The following is a 16,390-nucleotide window of genomic DNA, read 5'->3' on the forward strand; positions in this document are numbered from 1 at the left end:
GAAGCCAGACATTTGACTGCTCCAGGTAACGGATAAAACTTGTGCCCCAGTGCCGGTCGGCCAAAGGGCCGACTCCGCCGACACGCTGTGAATACATCCATGTACGCTCGCACATGCCATCCCTGGCATGTGACGGTCGGAGGAGCCGCTCCCTTTGTCCTCCCCCAGGCAACGTCGTTGCCTGTCGGGCGCCGTCGTTTACAAATTCTGCAGCTGACGGGCCTTATGGGCCTCGTAGCGGGCACGGGCTTCCTGCACCTGGCCGCGGGGCGACACTTCCGGCACCGCCACGTCCCACCAGGAGCCGCCCTCTTCGGTCACGATCAGGGCGTCGGTGTCCAGGGTCACCACATAGGTGATGTCCGAGGCCTTGGCCCGCGCCAGCGCCGCTTCCAGCTCCTTGATGTTGCCCACCTTCTCGCCCCTGGCACCCAGCGCGATGGCGTGGGCGGCAAAGTCGGTCTTGGGTGCGCCGCCTTCCACCGCCAGGCAGTCGTCCAGCATATTGTTGAAGCCGGGGCCGCCGCAGAACTGCTGCAGTCGGTGGATGCAGCCATAGCCGCGGTTGTCGAGCACCACCAGTATCATCTTCTGGCCCAGCATCACCGAGGTGGCGATTTCCGAGTTCAGCATCAGGTAGGAGCCGTCCCCCACCATCACGAACACCTCGGACTCGGGCCTGGCCATCTTCACTCCCAGGCCGCCGGCAATTTCGTAGCCCATGCAGGAGTAGCCGTATTCCATGTGGTAGCCCTTGTGGTAACGGGTGCGCCACAGTTTCTGCAGCTCGCCGGGCAGGCCACCGGCGGCGCAGACGACGATGTCCTGCTCCCCGGCGGCACGGTTGACCGCCCCCACCACTTCCGCGTCGGTGGGAAGCTCGGTACCGCGATCCGTGGTGGCCACGTCCTGGGCATGCAGCCACCGGGCGCGCAGCTCGGCGGCTTTGTCCACCCAGCTACCCTCGGGCTGCCAGCCCTCGAGCCCGGCGACAAGCTTGGCCAGGGTCAGTTTGGCATCGCCCACCAGGGGCTGCGCCTTGTGCTTGTAGGCATCGAAGGAGCCGACGTTGATGGACACGATGCGCGCATCCGGGTGGTACATGGCGCGGGAGCCGGTGGCGAAGTCACCGAGCCGGGAGCCCACCGCCAGGATCAGGTCGCAGTCGGCGGACAGGGCATTGGTCGAGGCCGCGCCGGTGACGCCGATGGACCCCATGTTCTGGGCATGATCCCAGGGCAGCGCCCCCTTGCCGGCCTGGGTCTCGCCCACCGGCAGCTGGTATTGGGTCACCAGTTGGTCCAGCTCCTGGAGCGCGCCCGAGTAGTGCACCCCACCCCCAGCAATTACCAGCGGCTTTTTGGCGGACTTGATGAGTTCAATCGCCTCGGCCAGCTCCACTTCGTCCGGGGCCTGGCGGCGCAGACGGTGCACCTTTTCCTCGAACAGGTGCGCCGGGTAGTCGTAGGCCATGGTCTGCACGTCCTGGGGCAGCGCCAGGGTCACCGGACCGCATTCCACCGGATCGGTCAGTACCCGCATCGCCTGGGGCAACGAGGTCAGCAACTGCTCGGGGCGGGTGATGCGGTCGAAGAAGCGGCTCACCGGCTTGAAGCAGTCGTTGGAAGTGATGGTGTGATCGCTGAACACCTCCACCTGCTGCAGCACCGGATCCGGCTGGCGGGTGGCGAAGGTGTCACCCGGCAGGAGCAGCACCGGCAGGCGGTTGACGTGGGCCACGGCGGCGGCGGTCACCATGTTGGTAGAGCCCGGGCCGGCGGAGGCGGTACAGGCCATCATCCGCCGGCGGTTGTGGGTCTTGGCGAAGGCGATGGCGGCGTGGGCCATGCCCTGCTCGTTGTGCGCCCGATAGGTGGGCAGCACATCGCGGGCCTGGTACAGCGCCTCGCCCACCCCGGCCACGTTGCCATGACCGAAGATGGCGAAGACCCCCTCGAACAGGGGATGGATTTCCCCGTCGATCTCCACTTTCTGCGCCGTCATGAACTTCACCAGGGCCTGGGCCATGGTCAGACGAAGGGTGTGGGACATCTTCATTCTCCTTGATGACGCTGACGCCAGAGGGCGATCAGATGATGGTAATTGCGTTTGATGGCTTCAATCAGCCCCTGGTCGTCGAGCCGGCCCGCCAGCCAATCGCGGCTGGGGGCACCAAAGATGGTGCGACCGATGGCGAAGCCCTTGACCAGCGCCTTGCCGGCGGCGGCGCTGAAGCCAGCCTGCAGTTCGGCCTCCGGCGCGTCCAGGCCCAGGATCACCACCCCGTGGCAGTGCGGGTCGCGCTCGGTGACCACGGCGGTGACCTCGTCCCAGCCGTGGCTGGACAGCGGCGGCAGTTTCCACCAGTCGGGCTTGACGCCGAGGTTGTAGAAGCGCTTGAGGGCGCGCACGTAGAGCTCGTCGGTCTTGGGCATGTCCGCCGGCAGTATCACTTCCAGCAGCAGCTCGTGGCCACTCTTGCAGCAGGCCTGGTAGACCTCGGTGATCAGCCGCTCCTGCTCCAGGCGCAGCTCCACCTGATCTTCCGGGTGATAGAACACCAGGCACTTGACGATGTGCTCCAGCGGCCAGTCGATCAGCTGGCTGCCGATGTTGCCGTGCTCCAGGCGCAGCGGGCGCGAGCTCGGCAGCTCCAGGGGGCGGCCTATCCACCAGCCCTGGCCGGTGATCTCGTTGAGCACCGGCTGGCCGAAGGTGGTGTCGGCCAGTATGCCGGCACGGCCCTCGAGCCCGGCCTCGATCGCCACCTGGCGGCCGGCCTTCAGGATCAGCTTTTTCAGCCGGGGGATCTCGCCGATATCCGCCCCCGCCTCGATGGCCATGTCCACGAACTGGCGGCGGTGATCGAAGGCCAGGATACAGAGATCGTCCCACTCCCGGTCCCGGGTGGTGACCCGGTGCAGGTGGTTGAGGCGCGCATCCAGATCCGGGCGCGGCACCGACTCGGCGCGGGACAGATAGTCGTCCAGCTCTTCCTTGCTCGGCATGGCCGGAGCACAGCCGTGGCGTGACACCACCAGGGCGCCGCAGGCGTTGGCGTAACGGCAGGCCTGCTCCCAGCCCTCGCCGTTGAGGTAACCGCGCAGCAGGCCGGACATGAAGGCGTCCCCCGCACCCAGTACGTTGAGCACCTCCACTCTGACCCCATACACGGTCAGCCCCTCGTCCAGGGTGGCGGGGATGGCGCCCTCGAACACCGAACAGCCCAGCGGGCCGCGCTTGCACACCAGGGCGGCACCACTCACTTCGCGCACCGCCTTCAGGGCGGCCACGGTGTCGGTGCTGCCGCCGGCGATATGGAATTCCTCCTCGGTACCGACGATGACGTCGAACAGACTCAGCATCTGCTGCAGCTGTTCGGTGACGGCGGCGGACGGAATAAAGCGGGTCTCGCCGTCACCCCGGCTGGTCAGGCCCCACAGCACAGGGCGGTAGTCGATATCCAGCGCGGTTTTTACCCCGTGTTGGCGGGCGAGCTCCAGCGCCTTTACCACGGCGGCACGGGTGTCCGGGTGCGACAGGTGGGTGCCGGTGATGGCCAGACACCTGGCGGAGGCAATGAACTCCTCGTCGATGTCTTCCGCCCGGATGCCCATGTCGGCGCAGTTCTCCCGGAAGAAGATCAACGGGAAGGTATCCTCGTCCTTGATGCCGAGCACCACCAGGCCGGTGAGTCTGTCCTGGTCGGTCTTGAGGTGGCTGACGTCCACCCCCAGCCGGTCCAGTTCCTCGCGCAGGAAACGGCCCATATGGTCGTCCCCCACCCGGGACAGCATGGCGGATTTCAGGCCCTGGCGGGCGGTGCCGTAGGCCACGTTACCGCTGGAGCCTCCCAGGTACTTGGCGAAGCTGCCCATGTCTTCCAGCCGGGCGCCAATCTGCTGGCCGTACAGGTCGACGGCCACCCGCCCAAGGCAAATCACATCCAGGTGCTTTCGTGCTGACATTACTCTCTCCTCCGGGACGGGTCCCTCTAGTCCTTTTTACAGAATTTCTTCCACATGGATCCACTGGCGGCGCTCGGCCGACAGGGCGACGGCATCCAGCACCCGGGAAACCTTCCAGCCTTCCTCGAAGTCGGGCCACATGGGACTGCCGGCAGCGATGCCATCCACCAGATCACGGATTTCCACGGTTTTCTGATCGTTGAAGCCGAAGCCATGGCCGGCGCTGATGCAAAAGGCCGCATAGTCCGGGTGCTCCGGGCCCACCAGCAGGGTCTTGAAGCCCTGGCGACCCTGGTCGTCGTCGTGCCGGTAGAGCTTGAGCTCGGCCATCCGCTCCTGGGTATAGCTGATGCTGCCCCGGGTACCGGTGATCACGTAACCGAGCCCCATCTTGCGGCCGCAGGCGATGCGTGAAGTCTCAATCTGGCCCATGACACCGGACTCGAAGCGCAGCAGGGCATGGGCCTGGTCTTCGTTCTCCACCGGCCGCAGCCGGGACGGATCGCGCGAGTCCGGACGCTCGGTGATGATGGTCTGCATATCGCCGCTCACGCTGGCGATCTGGGATCCCACCAGATAATGGGCCATGTTGATGATATGGGCGCCGAGGTCGCCCAAGGCCCCCAGGCCGGCAGTTTCCTTGCGGCAGTGCCAGTCCAGCGGGGTGGCCGGGTCGGCCATGTAATCTTCATTATGGGTACCGTAGAAATGCACCACCTCGCCGATCTCCCCCCGTTCGATGATCTGGCGGGCCAGTCGGGTGGCGGGGTTCTTCATGTAGTTGAAGCCCACCAGGGTCTTGACCCCGGCCCGGCGGGCCGCTTCCACCATCTCGGCGGCATCGCGGGTGCTGAGCGCCAGCGGCTTTTCGGAATACACGTGCTTGCCGTGGGCGATGGCGGCCAGGGCCATTTCCTTGTGCAGGAAGTTGGGGGCGCAAATGTCGACCACGTCGATGGACGGGTCGGCCACCAGCTCGCGCCAGTCGCCGGTGGAACGATTGAAGCCCAGGCTCTCGGCCTGGCGGGCCGCAAGCGCAGGGGTCACTTCGGCCAGCATCTCCCGCACCAGTTGTCCCTTGAGCGGAAACACTACCGGTGCCTGGGCATAGGCGATGGCATGACAACGCCCGATATAACCGGTTCCGATCAATCCCACCCGTACTTGCTGCATCTTTAGCACCTCGATTTTTGGCGCCAGGCTGGCTTCGCCACACTGGCCGTCACATTTCATTTGCTTATTTATACGAAACAATTATTTCATTATCAACTCAGCATGAAATATTTGTATGTAAATGTGATGTAGCACGCACTTCTCGGCCGCCCGGTCGGACAGACCCTTGCTCCTTTCCATCCCCGTGTTTCGAAAACCCTTCCATATCGATCATCGAGACCGGAGCAGGCCCCCCGGGAACAGAAATGTTCATTCGATAAGAAACATAGGAAAAATAAATACTCGTTTCGAAAAAATCCATACCCCGGTTAACCGGTTCTGGCCAGGCCATCTATTAAAGAAAAAATAACTGATTTAGCACGGCTTTTGTGACAACACGGCCCCATCGGTAGAGCCTGGATGGCCACTATGATCGAGTGTCTTTTTGCTAGCTGAATCGGTTAACCATGAAATGGAATATTTATTTCGATACAATATTTCACTTACACTGGGTACAGGATCGCCGGCAGCGGGCCGGGCGAACAGCAAGCTTCAGAGAGCCATCATGTCAGCACCCAACAACTATTCCGAGTTACAGGATGTGATCCGCAGCCGCTACGGCGAACTCAGCAAACGGCTGCAGCAGGTTGCCGCCTATGTGCTCGACAACACCAACAGCGTCGCTTTCGACACCGTGGCCATCATCGCCGAACGGGCCGATGTCCCCCCTTCCACCCTGATCCGTTTTGCCAACGCCTTCGGCTACAGTGGCTTCAACGACATGAAGCAGGTGTTCCGCCGTCACCTGGTGGAGGAAACCGCCAACTACACCGACCGGGTACGACTGTTCCGGGAGCTGGAGGACCAGGCCGCCCCCGAGCGTCCCGAGGAAATCCTGAACGAATTCGCCCGGGCCAATGCCCAGGCCCTGCAGCAGTTGGCGGCACAGACCTCGGCGGAGGATCTGAACAAGGCGGTGCTGGCCCTGGCCGAGGCGGAAAACATCTATGTGATCGGCCTGCGCCGCTCCTTCAGCGTGGCCACCTACCTCACCTATGCCCTGCGCCACCTCAACCGACGCGCCTTTCTTATCGACGGCCTGGGCGGCATGTTCAAGGAGCAGCTGGAACTGATCGGCCCCAAGGACGTGGTGGTGGCGATCAGCTTCTCGCCCTATGCCCAGGAAACCCTGGTACTGACCGAAACCGCCGCCGGTGTGGGCGCCAAACAAATCGCCATTACCGACAGCCAGGTCAGCCCCCTCGCCTCCTTCAGCGATATCTGCTTCGTGGTCAAGGAAGCCCAGGTGGACGCCTTCCGTTCCCAGTCCGCCAGCCTGTGCCTGGTGCAAACCCTGGCGGTGTCCCTGGCCTTCCACGACGACAGCGGCAAGGGCGGTAAAAAAAAACGCGCTAACGCGCGTTTCTGAGGAAAAAAAGGCCGCATTGCGCGGCCTTATTGCATTTATCTGCCCAGCATATTGTGAATGTCTTCGTCGCTGGTATGGCGCACGTCCTTGCCCTTGACGAAATAGATGATGTATTCGCAGATATGCTGCACCCTGTCCCCCACCCGCTCCAGGGAGCGGGCACACCACAATACGTTCAGCACCTGGGGAATGGAGCGCGGGTCTTCCATCATGAAGGTCATCAGTTCGCGGATGATGGACTCGTATTCCCGGTCCACCTTGTCGTCTTCCTTGTGCACCTCGATGGCCGCCTCCACGTCCATGCGGGCGAAGGCGTCCAGCGCCTCGTGCAGCATCTTGACGGTACGCCGGCCCATGTTCTCCATCGACACCAGCGGCGGCTGTTTCTTGTTGGCATTGTCCAGCAACATCATGCCGATACGCTTGGCCACATCGCCGATGCGCTCCAGGTCGGTGATGGTCTTGATGATCGCCAGCACCAGGCGCAGGTCCGAGGCCGCCGGCTGGCGCTTGGCGATGATGCGGGTGCATTCCTCGTCGATCTGCACCTCCAGGCCGTTGACCTTGTGATCGTTGGCCACTATCAGCCGGGCCATGTCCATGTCCTGCTCATGGATAGCGGTGATGGCATCGGTCAGTTGCTGCTCCACCAGGCCGCCCATCACCAGCACCTGGTTCAGCACCCCTTCCAGCTCCACGTTGAACTGGCCGGAGATATGCTTCTTGAGATTGATCTTGTCCATGGTTCGGGGTCCTTAACCGTAGCGTCCGGTAATATAGTCTTCGGTCTTCTTCTTGCTGGGCGTGGTAAACAGGGTATTGGTGTCGGTGTACTCGATCAATTCCCCCATGTACATGAAGGCGGTGTGATCCGACACCCGCGCCGCCTGCTGCATGTTGTGGGTCACGATCACCACGGTGAACTGGTTCTTGAGGGTGTTGATCAGTTCCTCGATCACCAGGGTGGAGATGGGGTCCAGGGCGGACGTCGGCTCGTCCAGCAGCAGCACTTCCGGCTCGATGGCGATGGCCCGGGCGATCACCAGTCGCTGCTGCTGACCGCCGGACAGGCCGAAGGCATTGTCGTGCAGCCGGTCCTTCACCTCGTCCCACAAGGCGGCACCGCGCAGGGAGCGCTCCACCGCCTCGTCCAGCCGGCGACGGTCGTTGATGCCCTGCAGGCGCAGGCCGTAGACCACATTCTCGTAGATGGACTTGGGGAACGGATTGGGCCGCTGGAACACCATGCCCACCCGCCGGCGCAGGGACGCCACATCCACCCCCTTGCCGTAGATGTTCTGATCGTGCAACAGGATCTCGCCTTCGATGCGGCAGCTGTCCACCAGGTCGTTCATCCGGTTGATACAGCGTAACAGGGTGGACTTGCCGCAACCGGACGGACCGATAAAAGCGGTCACCTGACCCTTGGCGATCTTCATGTCCACGTTGAACAGCGCCTGTTTGTCACCGTAGAACAGGTTAAGGTCGCGGACTTCCAGGGCGGTCTGTTCTTCGCTCAGTTGGCTGATATCGAGTACGGTATCATGGCTCATGGTCGGTGCTACGTTAATCATCTTGTTACCTCAAAGCTATGGCTGTCCTGATTACTGGTCAAGAGAGCGGAATTTTTCACGCAGGTGGTTACGAATGCCGATGGCGGTCAGGTTGAGCCCGACTATGACGGTAACCAGCAGGAAGGAGGTCGCGTACACCAGGGGCCGCGCCGCCTCCACGTTCGGGCTCTGGAAGCCCACGTCGTAGATATGGAAGCCCAGGTGCATGAACTTGCGCTCCACGTGCAGGTAGGGGAAGTTACCGTCCACCGGCAGGTTGGGCGCCAGCTTCACTACCCCCACCAGCATCAGCGGGGCCACTTCACCGGCGGCCCGGGCGATAGCCAGGATAAGGCCGGTCATGATCGCCGGGCTGGCCATGGGGATGACGATGCGCCACAGGGTTTCCGCCTTGGTGGCGCCGAGCGCCAGCGAGCCCTGGCGCACCGCGCTGGGAATGCGCGACAGCCCTTCCTCGGTGGAGACGATCACCACCGGCAGCGTCAGTATCGCCAGGGTCAGGGCCGACCACAGCACCCCGGGCGAACCGAAGGTGGGCGTGGGCAGCGCCTCCGGATAGAACAACCGGTCGAGGGACCCCCCCAGCATGTACACGAAAAAGCCCAGGCCGAACACCCCGTACACGATGGAGGGAACCCCCGCCAGGTTGATCACCGCGATGCGGATGATCTTGGTCAGGCTGTTCTTGCCCGCGTATTCGTGCAGGTAGATGGCCGCCACCACTCCCAGCGGGGTCACGATGATGGCCATCAGGATCACCATGAAGACGGTGCCGAAGATGGCCGGGAAGACCCCGCCCTCGGTGTTGGCTTCCCGCGGCTCGCCGGTGATGAACTTGCCGATCTGCTTGAACCAGTGCGCCGTCTTGGCCAGGGTGCCCATGTCGTTGGGCCAGGCCACGTCCAGCAGTTCGCCCAGCGACAGCACCACTTCCTGGCCGCGCATGTCCTTGATCACCACGTTGTCACGGCGGGCCTGATCCCGCAGCTCGAACAGTTCCCGCTCCAGTATCTGATAATCCGCCCTGAGCTGTTGCTCCTGAGCCTGGATGGCGGCAATGGCTTCATCGGTAGCATTGCCGGCCAGCTCCAGTTTACGCTGTTGCAGGCGCAGCTTTTCCAGCTGGAAGTTGATCTTGCCGATCTCGCCCCGCTGCAGCTTCTTCATCCGCTTGTTGAGCTCTAGCACCCGCTCGATGCGGCTTTGCAGTTGCTCGCGCACATCCCCGCCCAGGGCCCGGTCGCCTTCCAGCACCCGCTCTACATAGCCGTAGAAGTTGCCGTGGTTGGAGCGCTCCAGCACCGCCAGCCCGGCCGGGGTGTCGCGGGAGACAATGTTGGTCTCCAACAGCCAGCGGAAATCCAGCGGCACGAATTCCCGGTTGCCGGTCTTCACCAGATAACGGGTCAGGGTGTCCTCGGTCACCCCTTCCAGGGTGAGGCCTGAACCGCGCAGCTGGGCCACGGTTACCGCTTCCCGGTCGTGGATTTCGCCGATGACGGTATAACGTTCGCCCTCGGGCGAGGTCAGTTGCCATTCATAGATGGTATGGGGCCAAAAGTAGGTAAGGCCGCGCCAGCCGATCAGCAGCAACAGGCCCAGCACCGCCACCAGACTGAGGCTGACCGCGCCGCCGGTCAGCCAGATCCAGGGCGCCCCCGATTTAAACCATTTAGTCATGAGTCGTCTCGCCCCTTACATTGAGCTGTATTTGTCACGCAGTCGCTGACGAACGAATTCCGCGACCGTGTTGAACAGGAAGGTGAATACAAAGAGCACGAAGGCCGCCAGGAACAGCACCCGATAGTGGGAACTGTTGACCTCGGCTTCCGGCATTTCCACCGCGATGTTGGCGGCCAGGGTACGCATGCCGGCGAAGATGCTGAAATCCATCACCGGGGTATTGCCGGTGGCCATCAGCACTATCATGGTCTCACCCACGGCCCGCCCCAGGCCCATCATCACCGCCGAGAAGATGCCGGGGCTGGCGGTCAGCATCACCACCCGGGTCAGGGTCTGCCAGGGCGTGGCGCCCAGGGCCAGGGAACCGTTGGTCAGGTGCTTGGGCACCGAAAACACCGCATCCTCGGCGATGGAAAAGATGGTGGGGATCACCGCGAAACCCATGGCGATGCCTACCACCAGGGAGTTGCGCTGATCGAAGCCTATCCCTAACTCGTTGGTGAGGAAGCTGCGGGCGTTGCCGCCGAAGAACAGGTTCTCTACCGCCGGGCTGAAGGCGAAGGAGGCCCAGCCCACCAGCACCACCACCGGCAGCAGCAGCACGCTCTGCCAGCCTTCCGGCACCGCGTTCTTGATCGGCTTGGGCAGGTGGTGCCAGACGAAAGCCATCACCAGCACCGACAGGGGCAGCAGCACCAGCAGTATTACCACTCCCGGCAAGTGGGACTCGATCAAGGGGGCAAGCCAGAGCCCGGCCAGGAAACCGAGGATAACGGTGGGCAGGGCCTCCATGATTTCCACCGTCGGCTTGACCACCTTGCGCAGCCCCGGCGACATGAAATAGGCGGTATAGACGGCGCCGGCGATGGCGATGGGCACCGCGAACAACAGCGCGTAGAAGGCCGCCTTGAGGGTGCCGAAGGAGATGGGCACCAGGCTCAGCTTGGCCTCGAAGTCGCTGCTGCCGGAGGTGGACTGCCACACGTACTGGGGCTCGGGATAGCCTTCATACCAGACCTTGGTCCACATGGCGCGCCAGGTCACCTCGGGATGCTCGTTCTCGATACTGAAGGTAGACAGCCGCTCGCCGTCCAGCAACAACAACAGGGAGTTACGGGGCGAGATGGCCATGGCCTGCGCCCCAGCCGCCGCCTGCTTGTCGGAAAACAGGCGGGTACCGCCGGTGGTGTGGAAGATATCCAGGCCGCCGTTGGCGGAGGCGGTAATAAAGCCCTTGCGATTCACTTCCGGAGTAATCAGCCCGACGGCACCACCGGCCTGGAACTCCCGGATAAAGGTGAACTCGCGCTTGCCGTCTTTGGCCACCTCGAACCACTGGGAGACCTTGCCGTTGTCATTGCCCACCAGCAACGAGTTGCCGCCGGCCAGCAGGGCCATGGTGGTGATGTTAGCGCCAACGGCGTTCATCTCCAGCACATTACGCAGGCTTACTCTGTCGATGTTGCGCACGTCATAGATGGAAACGGCGTTGCCGCTGCGCACGAACAGGAAGCGCAGGTTGGGGGTCAGCAACAACTGATCGACCCGCTCGGGCAGGCCGGCAATGGCCACCTGTTCCGCCGTCAGCTCCAGCTCGCCGGTGAGGAAATTTTCCTTGCCGGCAAAGCGGGTCAGGATGCCACGGCCGTCCTCGGTCACCGCAGCCGCCAGCAGGTTGCCGCCGCCCTGGGCAAAGCTGAGCTGGCTCAGGCTGCGCCCCTGCTCATCGAGCACCAGCGGACTCTCACCGAAGGGAAACACGACTTCGGGCATGATGGTACGGATATTGTCCGGGTAGCTGACGTTGAACTTGGGCGCCAGCACCAGGAAACGGCCATCATCCAGGCCATAGGCCACCATATTGCCGGTGGTGCTGCGGGCCACGCTGGTGACCTGGCCCTCCACCCGGGCGCCGAACACCCGCTCACCCCGCCGGGGCAGGGAGTAAAAGCTGACCTCCCCCCGGTCGTCGAAGTGGTAGACCAGTTCGTTCTGCTCTTCCACCCCCAGCAGCACGGTGTTGCCGCCGCTGGCCAGGGAGAACTGCGGGCCCGGCTCCACCCTGGCGCCGTCAAAAATCGGTTTGACCACGTACAGCAGGTAGAAGAAGATCAACAACAGGGCAACCAGCACCAGTATCCCGCCGGTGGTTACCCCTATTTGTGCCAGTCGGTCCTTGAGCCAGCGTCCCTTGCTGCCCGACAGCGCCATGGTTTGGGTTTCGGTTGACATCAGTCACCTCGGTAGATGTTCAGTTGCGCCCATTCTATGGCGAACAGATGACAGTTTTGTTACACCCTGGCCCGAGCGGGCAGATGCCTGTAAAAAAGTTCGGAAAGGTGTATCTTGAACAGGCGGTAACGTATTTTTTCCAAGGAGAGAACGGATGAAAACCCTGGTCGCCACCCTCATTGGTCCCGACAAGACCGGCCTGGTCAAGCAACTGGCCGCCCTGATCAAACAGCACCACGGCAGCTGGCAAGGCAGCGCCATGAGCGAACTGGCCGGCTGTTTCGCCGGCATCGTCGAAATCCGGGTGCCGGAAGAGCACTGCGAGGCCCTGAGCCAGGCCCTGACCCGGCTGCCCGACTTCCAGGTACAGTTGGTGGAAGGCCGGCAGCAGCAGCCCCAAGGCCAGCACCTGACCCTGACCGTCACCGCCAACGATCGCCTCGGCATCGTCGACGAAGTCACCGATATCCTGAACCAGCTCCATATCAGCGTCAAAACCCTGAAGACCGACAGCCATCCGGCCCCGGTCACCGGCATCATGCTGTTCGAGGCAAGAAGCACCCTGATCCTGCCCCACGGTCAGACCCTGGGCGATCTGCAGTCCCGGCTGGAAGCCCTGAGCGACGATCTGGTGGTGGACATCGAACTCGGCTGAGCCGTCACAAAACTGTCATAAAACTCTGTCATAAAAAGTGCCTGAAACTGAAGAATCCCGTTTGACAGGAATAAGAATGAGCACGGACAAGTGGTATCAGGAAAAAGAGTTAAGCTGGCTGTCGTTTAACGAACGGGTATTGCAGGAAGCCATGGATAAAAGCGTGCCCCTGGTCGAGCGGGTGCGCTTCCTCGGTATTTTTTCCAACAACCAGGACGAGTTCTTCAAGGTACGGGTGTCCGACGTCAAGCGTCAGGTGATGATCGACGCGGATCAGGGCAAGACCAACGGCGCCGCCTCCCTGCTCAGGAATATCCAGCAGAAGGTGGTCAGGCTCGCCAACACCTTCGACGAGGTCTACAAGGAGCTGATCGTCACCCTGGCCCGGCAGAACATCTTCCTGCTCAACGAAAACCAGCTGGCCCCGGAGCAGGAAGCCTGGGCCAAGCGCTATTTCGAAAATGAGGTGCGGGCTTACCTCTCCCCCATCATACTGCGCGCCGAGATCGATCCGGTGCGCTTTCTCAAGGACGAATACACTTACATCTGCGTCGGCATGGTCAAGGACGAAGAACGTCATTACGCCCTGGTGGAAATCCCCACCGATGTGCTGCCCCGCTTCGTGGTGCTGCCCCCGGGCAAGAGCCGGCGCAAGAAAAGCATCATCATCATGGACAACGTGATCCGGCTGTGCCTGAACGAGCTGTTCGCCGGCTTTTTCGAATATGACGAGATCCACGCCTATTCCTTCAAGATGACCCGGGATGCGGAATACGATCTGTCCGATCAACTGGATCAGAGCCTGCTCGAAAAGATGAGTGACGGTCTCAAGCAACGGCTTACCGCCCTGCCGGTACGCTTCGTGCACGACCGGGAAATGCCGCCGGAGATGGTACAGACCCTGGTACGCAAGCTCAGGATCCAGGGCCACGATGCGGTGATGTCCGGCAGCCGCTACCACAACTTCAAAGACTTCATCGGCTTTCCCAACGTCGGCCGCAAGCACCTGGTGAACAGGCCACTGCCCCCGATCAAGTGTCGTGAATTCCAGGACAGCCCCTCTTCCTTCGACGCCATCCGCCGGCGCGATATACTGCTGTATTTCCCCTACCACAGCTTCAGCCATGTCACCGAATTCGTGCGCCAGGCTTCCTTCGACCCGGCGGTGCTCAGCATCAAGATGAACGTGTACCGGGTGGCCTCCCTGTCGCGCATCATGTATTCGCTGCTGGATGCCGCCAATAACGGCAAGAAGGTGACGGTGGTGATCGAGCTGCGCGCCCGCTTCGACGAAGCGGCCAACATCGAGTGGGCCAAGATCCTGACCGAGGCCGGCGTTACCGTGGAATTCGGGGTGCCCAGCCTCAAGGTGCACTCCAAGCTGTGCCTGGTCACCCGCCGGGAAGGGGAACAACTGGTGCAGTACGCCCACGTGGGCACCGGCAACTTCAACGAGAAAACCGCCAATATCTACACCGATTTCTCGCTGCTCACCGCCAACCCGGACATCACCAGCGAAGTGTCTGCGGTGTTCGATTTTATCCGCCAGCCCTACCGCCGGGCCAAGTTCAACCAGTTGCTGGTGTCGCCCATCAACTCCCGGCGCGGCCTCTACAGCCTGATCGACGCCGAAATCGCCAACGCCCGTCAGGGCGTGCCCGCCCGCATCACCCTGAAGCTCAACAACCTGGTGGACAAGGGGCTGATCAACCGGCTCTACGGCGCCAGCCAGGCCGGCGTTCGAATCGATCTCATCGTGCGCGGCATGTGCTCCCTGGTGCCGGGAGTGGAAGGTGTCAGCGACAACATCCGTGCCATCAGCATAGTGGACCGCCATCTGGAACATCCCCGGGTGATGGTGTTCCACAATAACGGCCAGCCGAAGGTATATATTTCCTCCGCCGACTGGATGACCCGCAACCTGGACTTTCGGGTGGAGGTGGCCACCCCCATCCTGGATCCGGAGCTGCGCCGGCGCATTATCGACATCCTCGACATCCAGCTCAACGACACCACCAAGGCACGGATAATCGATGCCGAGCAGACTAATCGCTATGTCGACAGAGGCAACAGGCGTAAAATCCGCTCCCAGACCGCTATCTATGATTATCTGAAAGCCCTGGAGGGATAACCCCGCATGACCGATCAGTACGTAGCCACCATCGATCTCGGATCCAACAGCTTCCATATGGTGATTGCCCGCTACCACGGTGACAGCCTGCGCATCGTCGACCGCCTGAAAGAACGGGTACGGCTGGCCGACGGCCTGGACGACCAGAGCCTGCTCAGCCAGGAAGCCATGGAGCGGGGCCTGGCCTGCCTTCGGCTGTTCGGGGAACGGTTGCGCGGCTTTCACGCCACCCAGGTGCGGGTGGCGGGCACCTTCACCCTGCGCGAAGCCGCCAACGCCAAGGAGTTCGTACGCCAGGCCCAGCAGGTACTGGGCTTTCCCATCGACATCGTCAGCGGCAACGAGGAAGCCCGTCTTATCTACCAGGGCGTGGCTCATACCCAGAATACCCAGGGCCAGGTGCTGGTGATCGACATCGGCGGCGGCAGCACCGAGCTTATCATCGGCCGGGATGTCGACTGCAAGCTGGTGTCCAGCCGCAGCATGGGCTGCGTGAGTTTCACCCGCAAGTACTTCGCCGACGGTCGCCTGGCCGAGGAAAACTTCGAACAGGCCATCGAAGCAGCCGAGTACCAGCTGGCGCCGGTAATGGGTCGCTACCTCAGCCTGGGCTGGGATCAGGTGCAGGGCTGCTCCGGCTCCATCAAGACCCTGCTGGAGATGTGTTCGGCCATCACTCAGGAGCCGGTGATCGATCTACCCGGCCTGCTGCACATCAAGAGCCAGCTGATCAATGCCGGTCATATCGACAAGGCGGACATCACCGGCCTGGGCGAGGATCGCAAACCCCTGATCGCGGCCGGCCTGTCGATACTGCTCGGCATCTTCCGCAGCCTCAACCTGGACAAGATGGGCTTTTCCGACGGCGCCCTGCGTGAAGGTCTGCTCTATGCCTTCTTCGGCCGGGCCACCCACCACGATACCCAGGTCAACACCATCCAGGCCCTGAGCCGGGAATACGCCATCGACACCCGCCAGGCCGAGCGGGTCAGGCAGACCGCGATCTCGCTGTTCACCCAGGTGCGCGACGGCTGGCAGCTGGACGAGGGCTTCGCCGATCTGCTCGGCGGGGCCGCCCTGCTGCACGAGGTGGGGCTGCACATCAACTTTACCGGCATCCACCGCCATTCCGCCTACATCCTGAGCAACGCCGACCTGCCCGGCTTTACCCAGGAAGAGCAGAAGGCCCTGTCTGCCCTGGTGCGCTTTCACCGCAAGGCGCTCAAGCTGTCGGAGCTGGACCCCCTCAACTATCTGCCGGAACAGCAGCTGTGGCGCCTGGTACGGCTGCTGCGCCTGGCGGTGGCCCTCAACCGCCGCCGCCAGGATGGCGTGCTGCCAGCACTCGAGCTCGGCCTCGGGGCCAACGACGGACTGCACCTGAACCTGCCCGCCGACTGGTGCGACAGGAACCACCTGCTGCTCACTACCCTGGAGCGGGAGCAGGCCTATCAGGCCAAGGTGGGCTGGAAGCTGACGCTGATCAGGGGATAGGCACTACTCGGTGGCAATGCGGATTCGTCAAGAGGGGCAGGCTGTCGCCTGAGCCAACCGTCGATGGCAGGG

11 protein-coding genes are annotated in these 16,390 nt (G+C 62.5%); 4 read left to right on the forward strand and 7 right to left on the reverse strand.

Annotated features, from left to right (window positions below; all coding sequences use genetic code 11):
• Nucleotides 1–198 precede the first annotated feature (198 nt).
• Genes iolD through ACEVBK_RS13115 form a run of 3 tightly spaced genes read right to left on the reverse strand, consistent with a single transcriptional unit; the run spans nucleotide 199 to nucleotide 5,141 of the window.
• Nucleotides 199–2,052, reverse strand: a complete 1,854-nt coding sequence (gene iolD / locus ACEVBK_RS13105) for a 3D-(3,5/4)-trihydroxycyclohexane-1,2-dione acylhydrolase (decyclizing) (RefSeq protein ID WP_375055385.1) — start codon at nucleotides 2,050–2,052, stop codon at nucleotides 199–201.
• A 2-nt stretch (nucleotides 2,053–2,054) separates the two neighbouring features.
• On the reverse strand, nucleotides 2,055–3,968 hold the full coding sequence (gene iolC, locus ACEVBK_RS13110) for a 5-dehydro-2-deoxygluconokinase (RefSeq protein WP_375055386.1): 1,914 nt from the start codon (nucleotides 3,966–3,968) through the stop codon (nucleotides 2,055–2,057).
• 36 nt (nucleotides 3,969–4,004) lie between these two features.
• Nucleotides 4,005–5,141 carry a Gfo/Idh/MocA family protein gene (locus ACEVBK_RS13115; protein WP_375055387.1) on the reverse strand — a complete coding sequence of 379 codons (1,137 nt, stop codon included), beginning with the start codon at nucleotides 5,139–5,141 and terminating at the stop codon, nucleotides 4,005–4,007.
• 544 nt (nucleotides 5,142–5,685) lie between these two features.
• Here ACEVBK_RS13115 and ACEVBK_RS13120 point away from each other — a divergent pair.
• Nucleotides 5,686–6,549, forward strand: coding sequence for a MurR/RpiR family transcriptional regulator (locus tag ACEVBK_RS13120; protein WP_375055388.1), 864 nt, complete (start codon nucleotides 5,686–5,688; stop codon nucleotides 6,547–6,549).
• 35 nt (nucleotides 6,550–6,584) lie between these two features.
• Here the strand turns inward: ACEVBK_RS13120 and phoU are convergent, their stop codons facing one another.
• The 4 genes from phoU to ACEVBK_RS13140 are packed head-to-tail and all read right to left on the reverse strand — an operon-like array spanning nucleotide 6,585 to nucleotide 12,038.
• Entirely contained in the window at nucleotides 6,585–7,292 is a 708-nt protein-coding gene (phoU, locus tag ACEVBK_RS13125; protein WP_375055389.1) for a phosphate signaling complex protein PhoU, read from the reverse strand.
• Nucleotides 7,293–7,304: 12 nt separating this feature from the next.
• Nucleotides 7,305–8,102: a phosphate ABC transporter ATP-binding protein PstB gene (pstB, locus tag ACEVBK_RS13130; RefSeq protein ID WP_375058568.1), complete on the reverse strand. Its 798-nt coding sequence runs from the start codon at nucleotides 8,100–8,102 to the stop codon at nucleotides 7,305–7,307.
• Between the two features lie 51 nt (nucleotides 8,103–8,153).
• Nucleotides 8,154–9,803, reverse strand: coding sequence for a phosphate ABC transporter permease PstA (gene pstA / locus ACEVBK_RS13135; protein WP_375055390.1), 1,650 nt, complete (start codon nucleotides 9,801–9,803; stop codon nucleotides 8,154–8,156).
• Between the two features lie 15 nt (nucleotides 9,804–9,818).
• Entirely contained in the window at nucleotides 9,819–12,038 is a 2,220-nt protein-coding gene (locus tag ACEVBK_RS13140) for an ABC transporter permease subunit (RefSeq protein ID WP_375055391.1), read from the reverse strand.
• Nucleotides 12,039–12,192: 154 nt separating this feature from the next.
• Here ACEVBK_RS13140 and ACEVBK_RS13145 point away from each other — a divergent pair, with 154 nt between their 5' ends.
• The 3 genes from ACEVBK_RS13145 to ppx all read left to right on the forward strand — a co-directional run bounded on the left by ACEVBK_RS13145 (nucleotide 12,193) and on the right by ppx (nucleotide 16,318).
• The gene (locus ACEVBK_RS13145) at nucleotides 12,193–12,693 is read left to right on the forward strand and encodes a glycine cleavage system protein R (protein WP_375055392.1); all 501 of its coding nucleotides are present in this window, start codon (nucleotides 12,193–12,195) and stop codon (nucleotides 12,691–12,693) included.
• Between the two features lie 76 nt (nucleotides 12,694–12,769).
• Entirely contained in the window at nucleotides 12,770–14,824 is a 2,055-nt protein-coding gene (gene ppk1, locus ACEVBK_RS13150) for a polyphosphate kinase 1 (protein WP_375055393.1), read from the forward strand.
• Nucleotides 14,825–14,830: 6 nt separating this feature from the next.
• Nucleotides 14,831–16,318, forward strand: coding sequence for an exopolyphosphatase (ppx, locus tag ACEVBK_RS13155; RefSeq protein WP_375055394.1), 1,488 nt, complete (start codon nucleotides 14,831–14,833; stop codon nucleotides 16,316–16,318).
• Nucleotides 16,319–16,390: the final 72 nt, after the last annotated feature.

Origin of the sequence: Zobellella sp. DQSA1, from assembly GCF_041950555.1 — a bacterium.
In the GTDB taxonomy this organism is placed as follows: Bacteria; Pseudomonadota; Gammaproteobacteria; order Enterobacterales; family Aeromonadaceae; genus Oceanimonas.

Excerpts from the sequence above, each read along its gene's own strand:
- iolD (WP_375055385.1), bottom strand. The coding sequence starts at position 2,052 with ATGTCCCACACCCTTCGTCTGACCATGGCCCAGGCCCTGGTGAAGTTC.
- iolC (WP_375055386.1), bottom strand. The coding sequence starts at position 3,968 with ATGTCAGCACGAAAGCACCTGGATGTGATTTGCCTTGGGCGGGTGGCC.
- ACEVBK_RS13115 (WP_375055387.1), bottom strand. The coding sequence starts at position 5,141 with ATGCAGCAAGTACGGGTGGGATTGATCGGAACCGGTTATATCGGGCGT.
- ACEVBK_RS13120 (WP_375055388.1), top strand. The coding sequence starts at position 5,686 with ATGTCAGCACCCAACAACTATTCCGAGTTACAGGATGTGATCCGCAGC.
- phoU (WP_375055389.1), bottom strand. The coding sequence starts at position 7,292 with ATGGACAAGATCAATCTCAAGAAGCATATCTCCGGCCAGTTCAACGTG.
- pstB (WP_375058568.1), bottom strand. The coding sequence starts at position 8,102 with ATGAGCCATGATACCGTACTCGATATCAGCCAACTGAGCGAAGAACAG.
- pstA (WP_375055390.1), bottom strand. The coding sequence starts at position 9,803 with ATGACTAAATGGTTTAAATCGGGGGCGCCCTGGATCTGGCTGACCGGC.
- ACEVBK_RS13140 (WP_375055391.1), bottom strand. The coding sequence starts at position 12,038 with ATGTCAACCGAAACCCAAACCATGGCGCTGTCGGGCAGCAAGGGACGC.
- ACEVBK_RS13145 (WP_375055392.1), top strand. The coding sequence starts at position 12,193 with ATGAAAACCCTGGTCGCCACCCTCATTGGTCCCGACAAGACCGGCCTG.
- ppk1 (WP_375055393.1), top strand. The coding sequence starts at position 12,770 with ATGAGCACGGACAAGTGGTATCAGGAAAAAGAGTTAAGCTGGCTGTCG.
- ppx (WP_375055394.1), top strand. The coding sequence starts at position 14,831 with ATGACCGATCAGTACGTAGCCACCATCGATCTCGGATCCAACAGCTTC.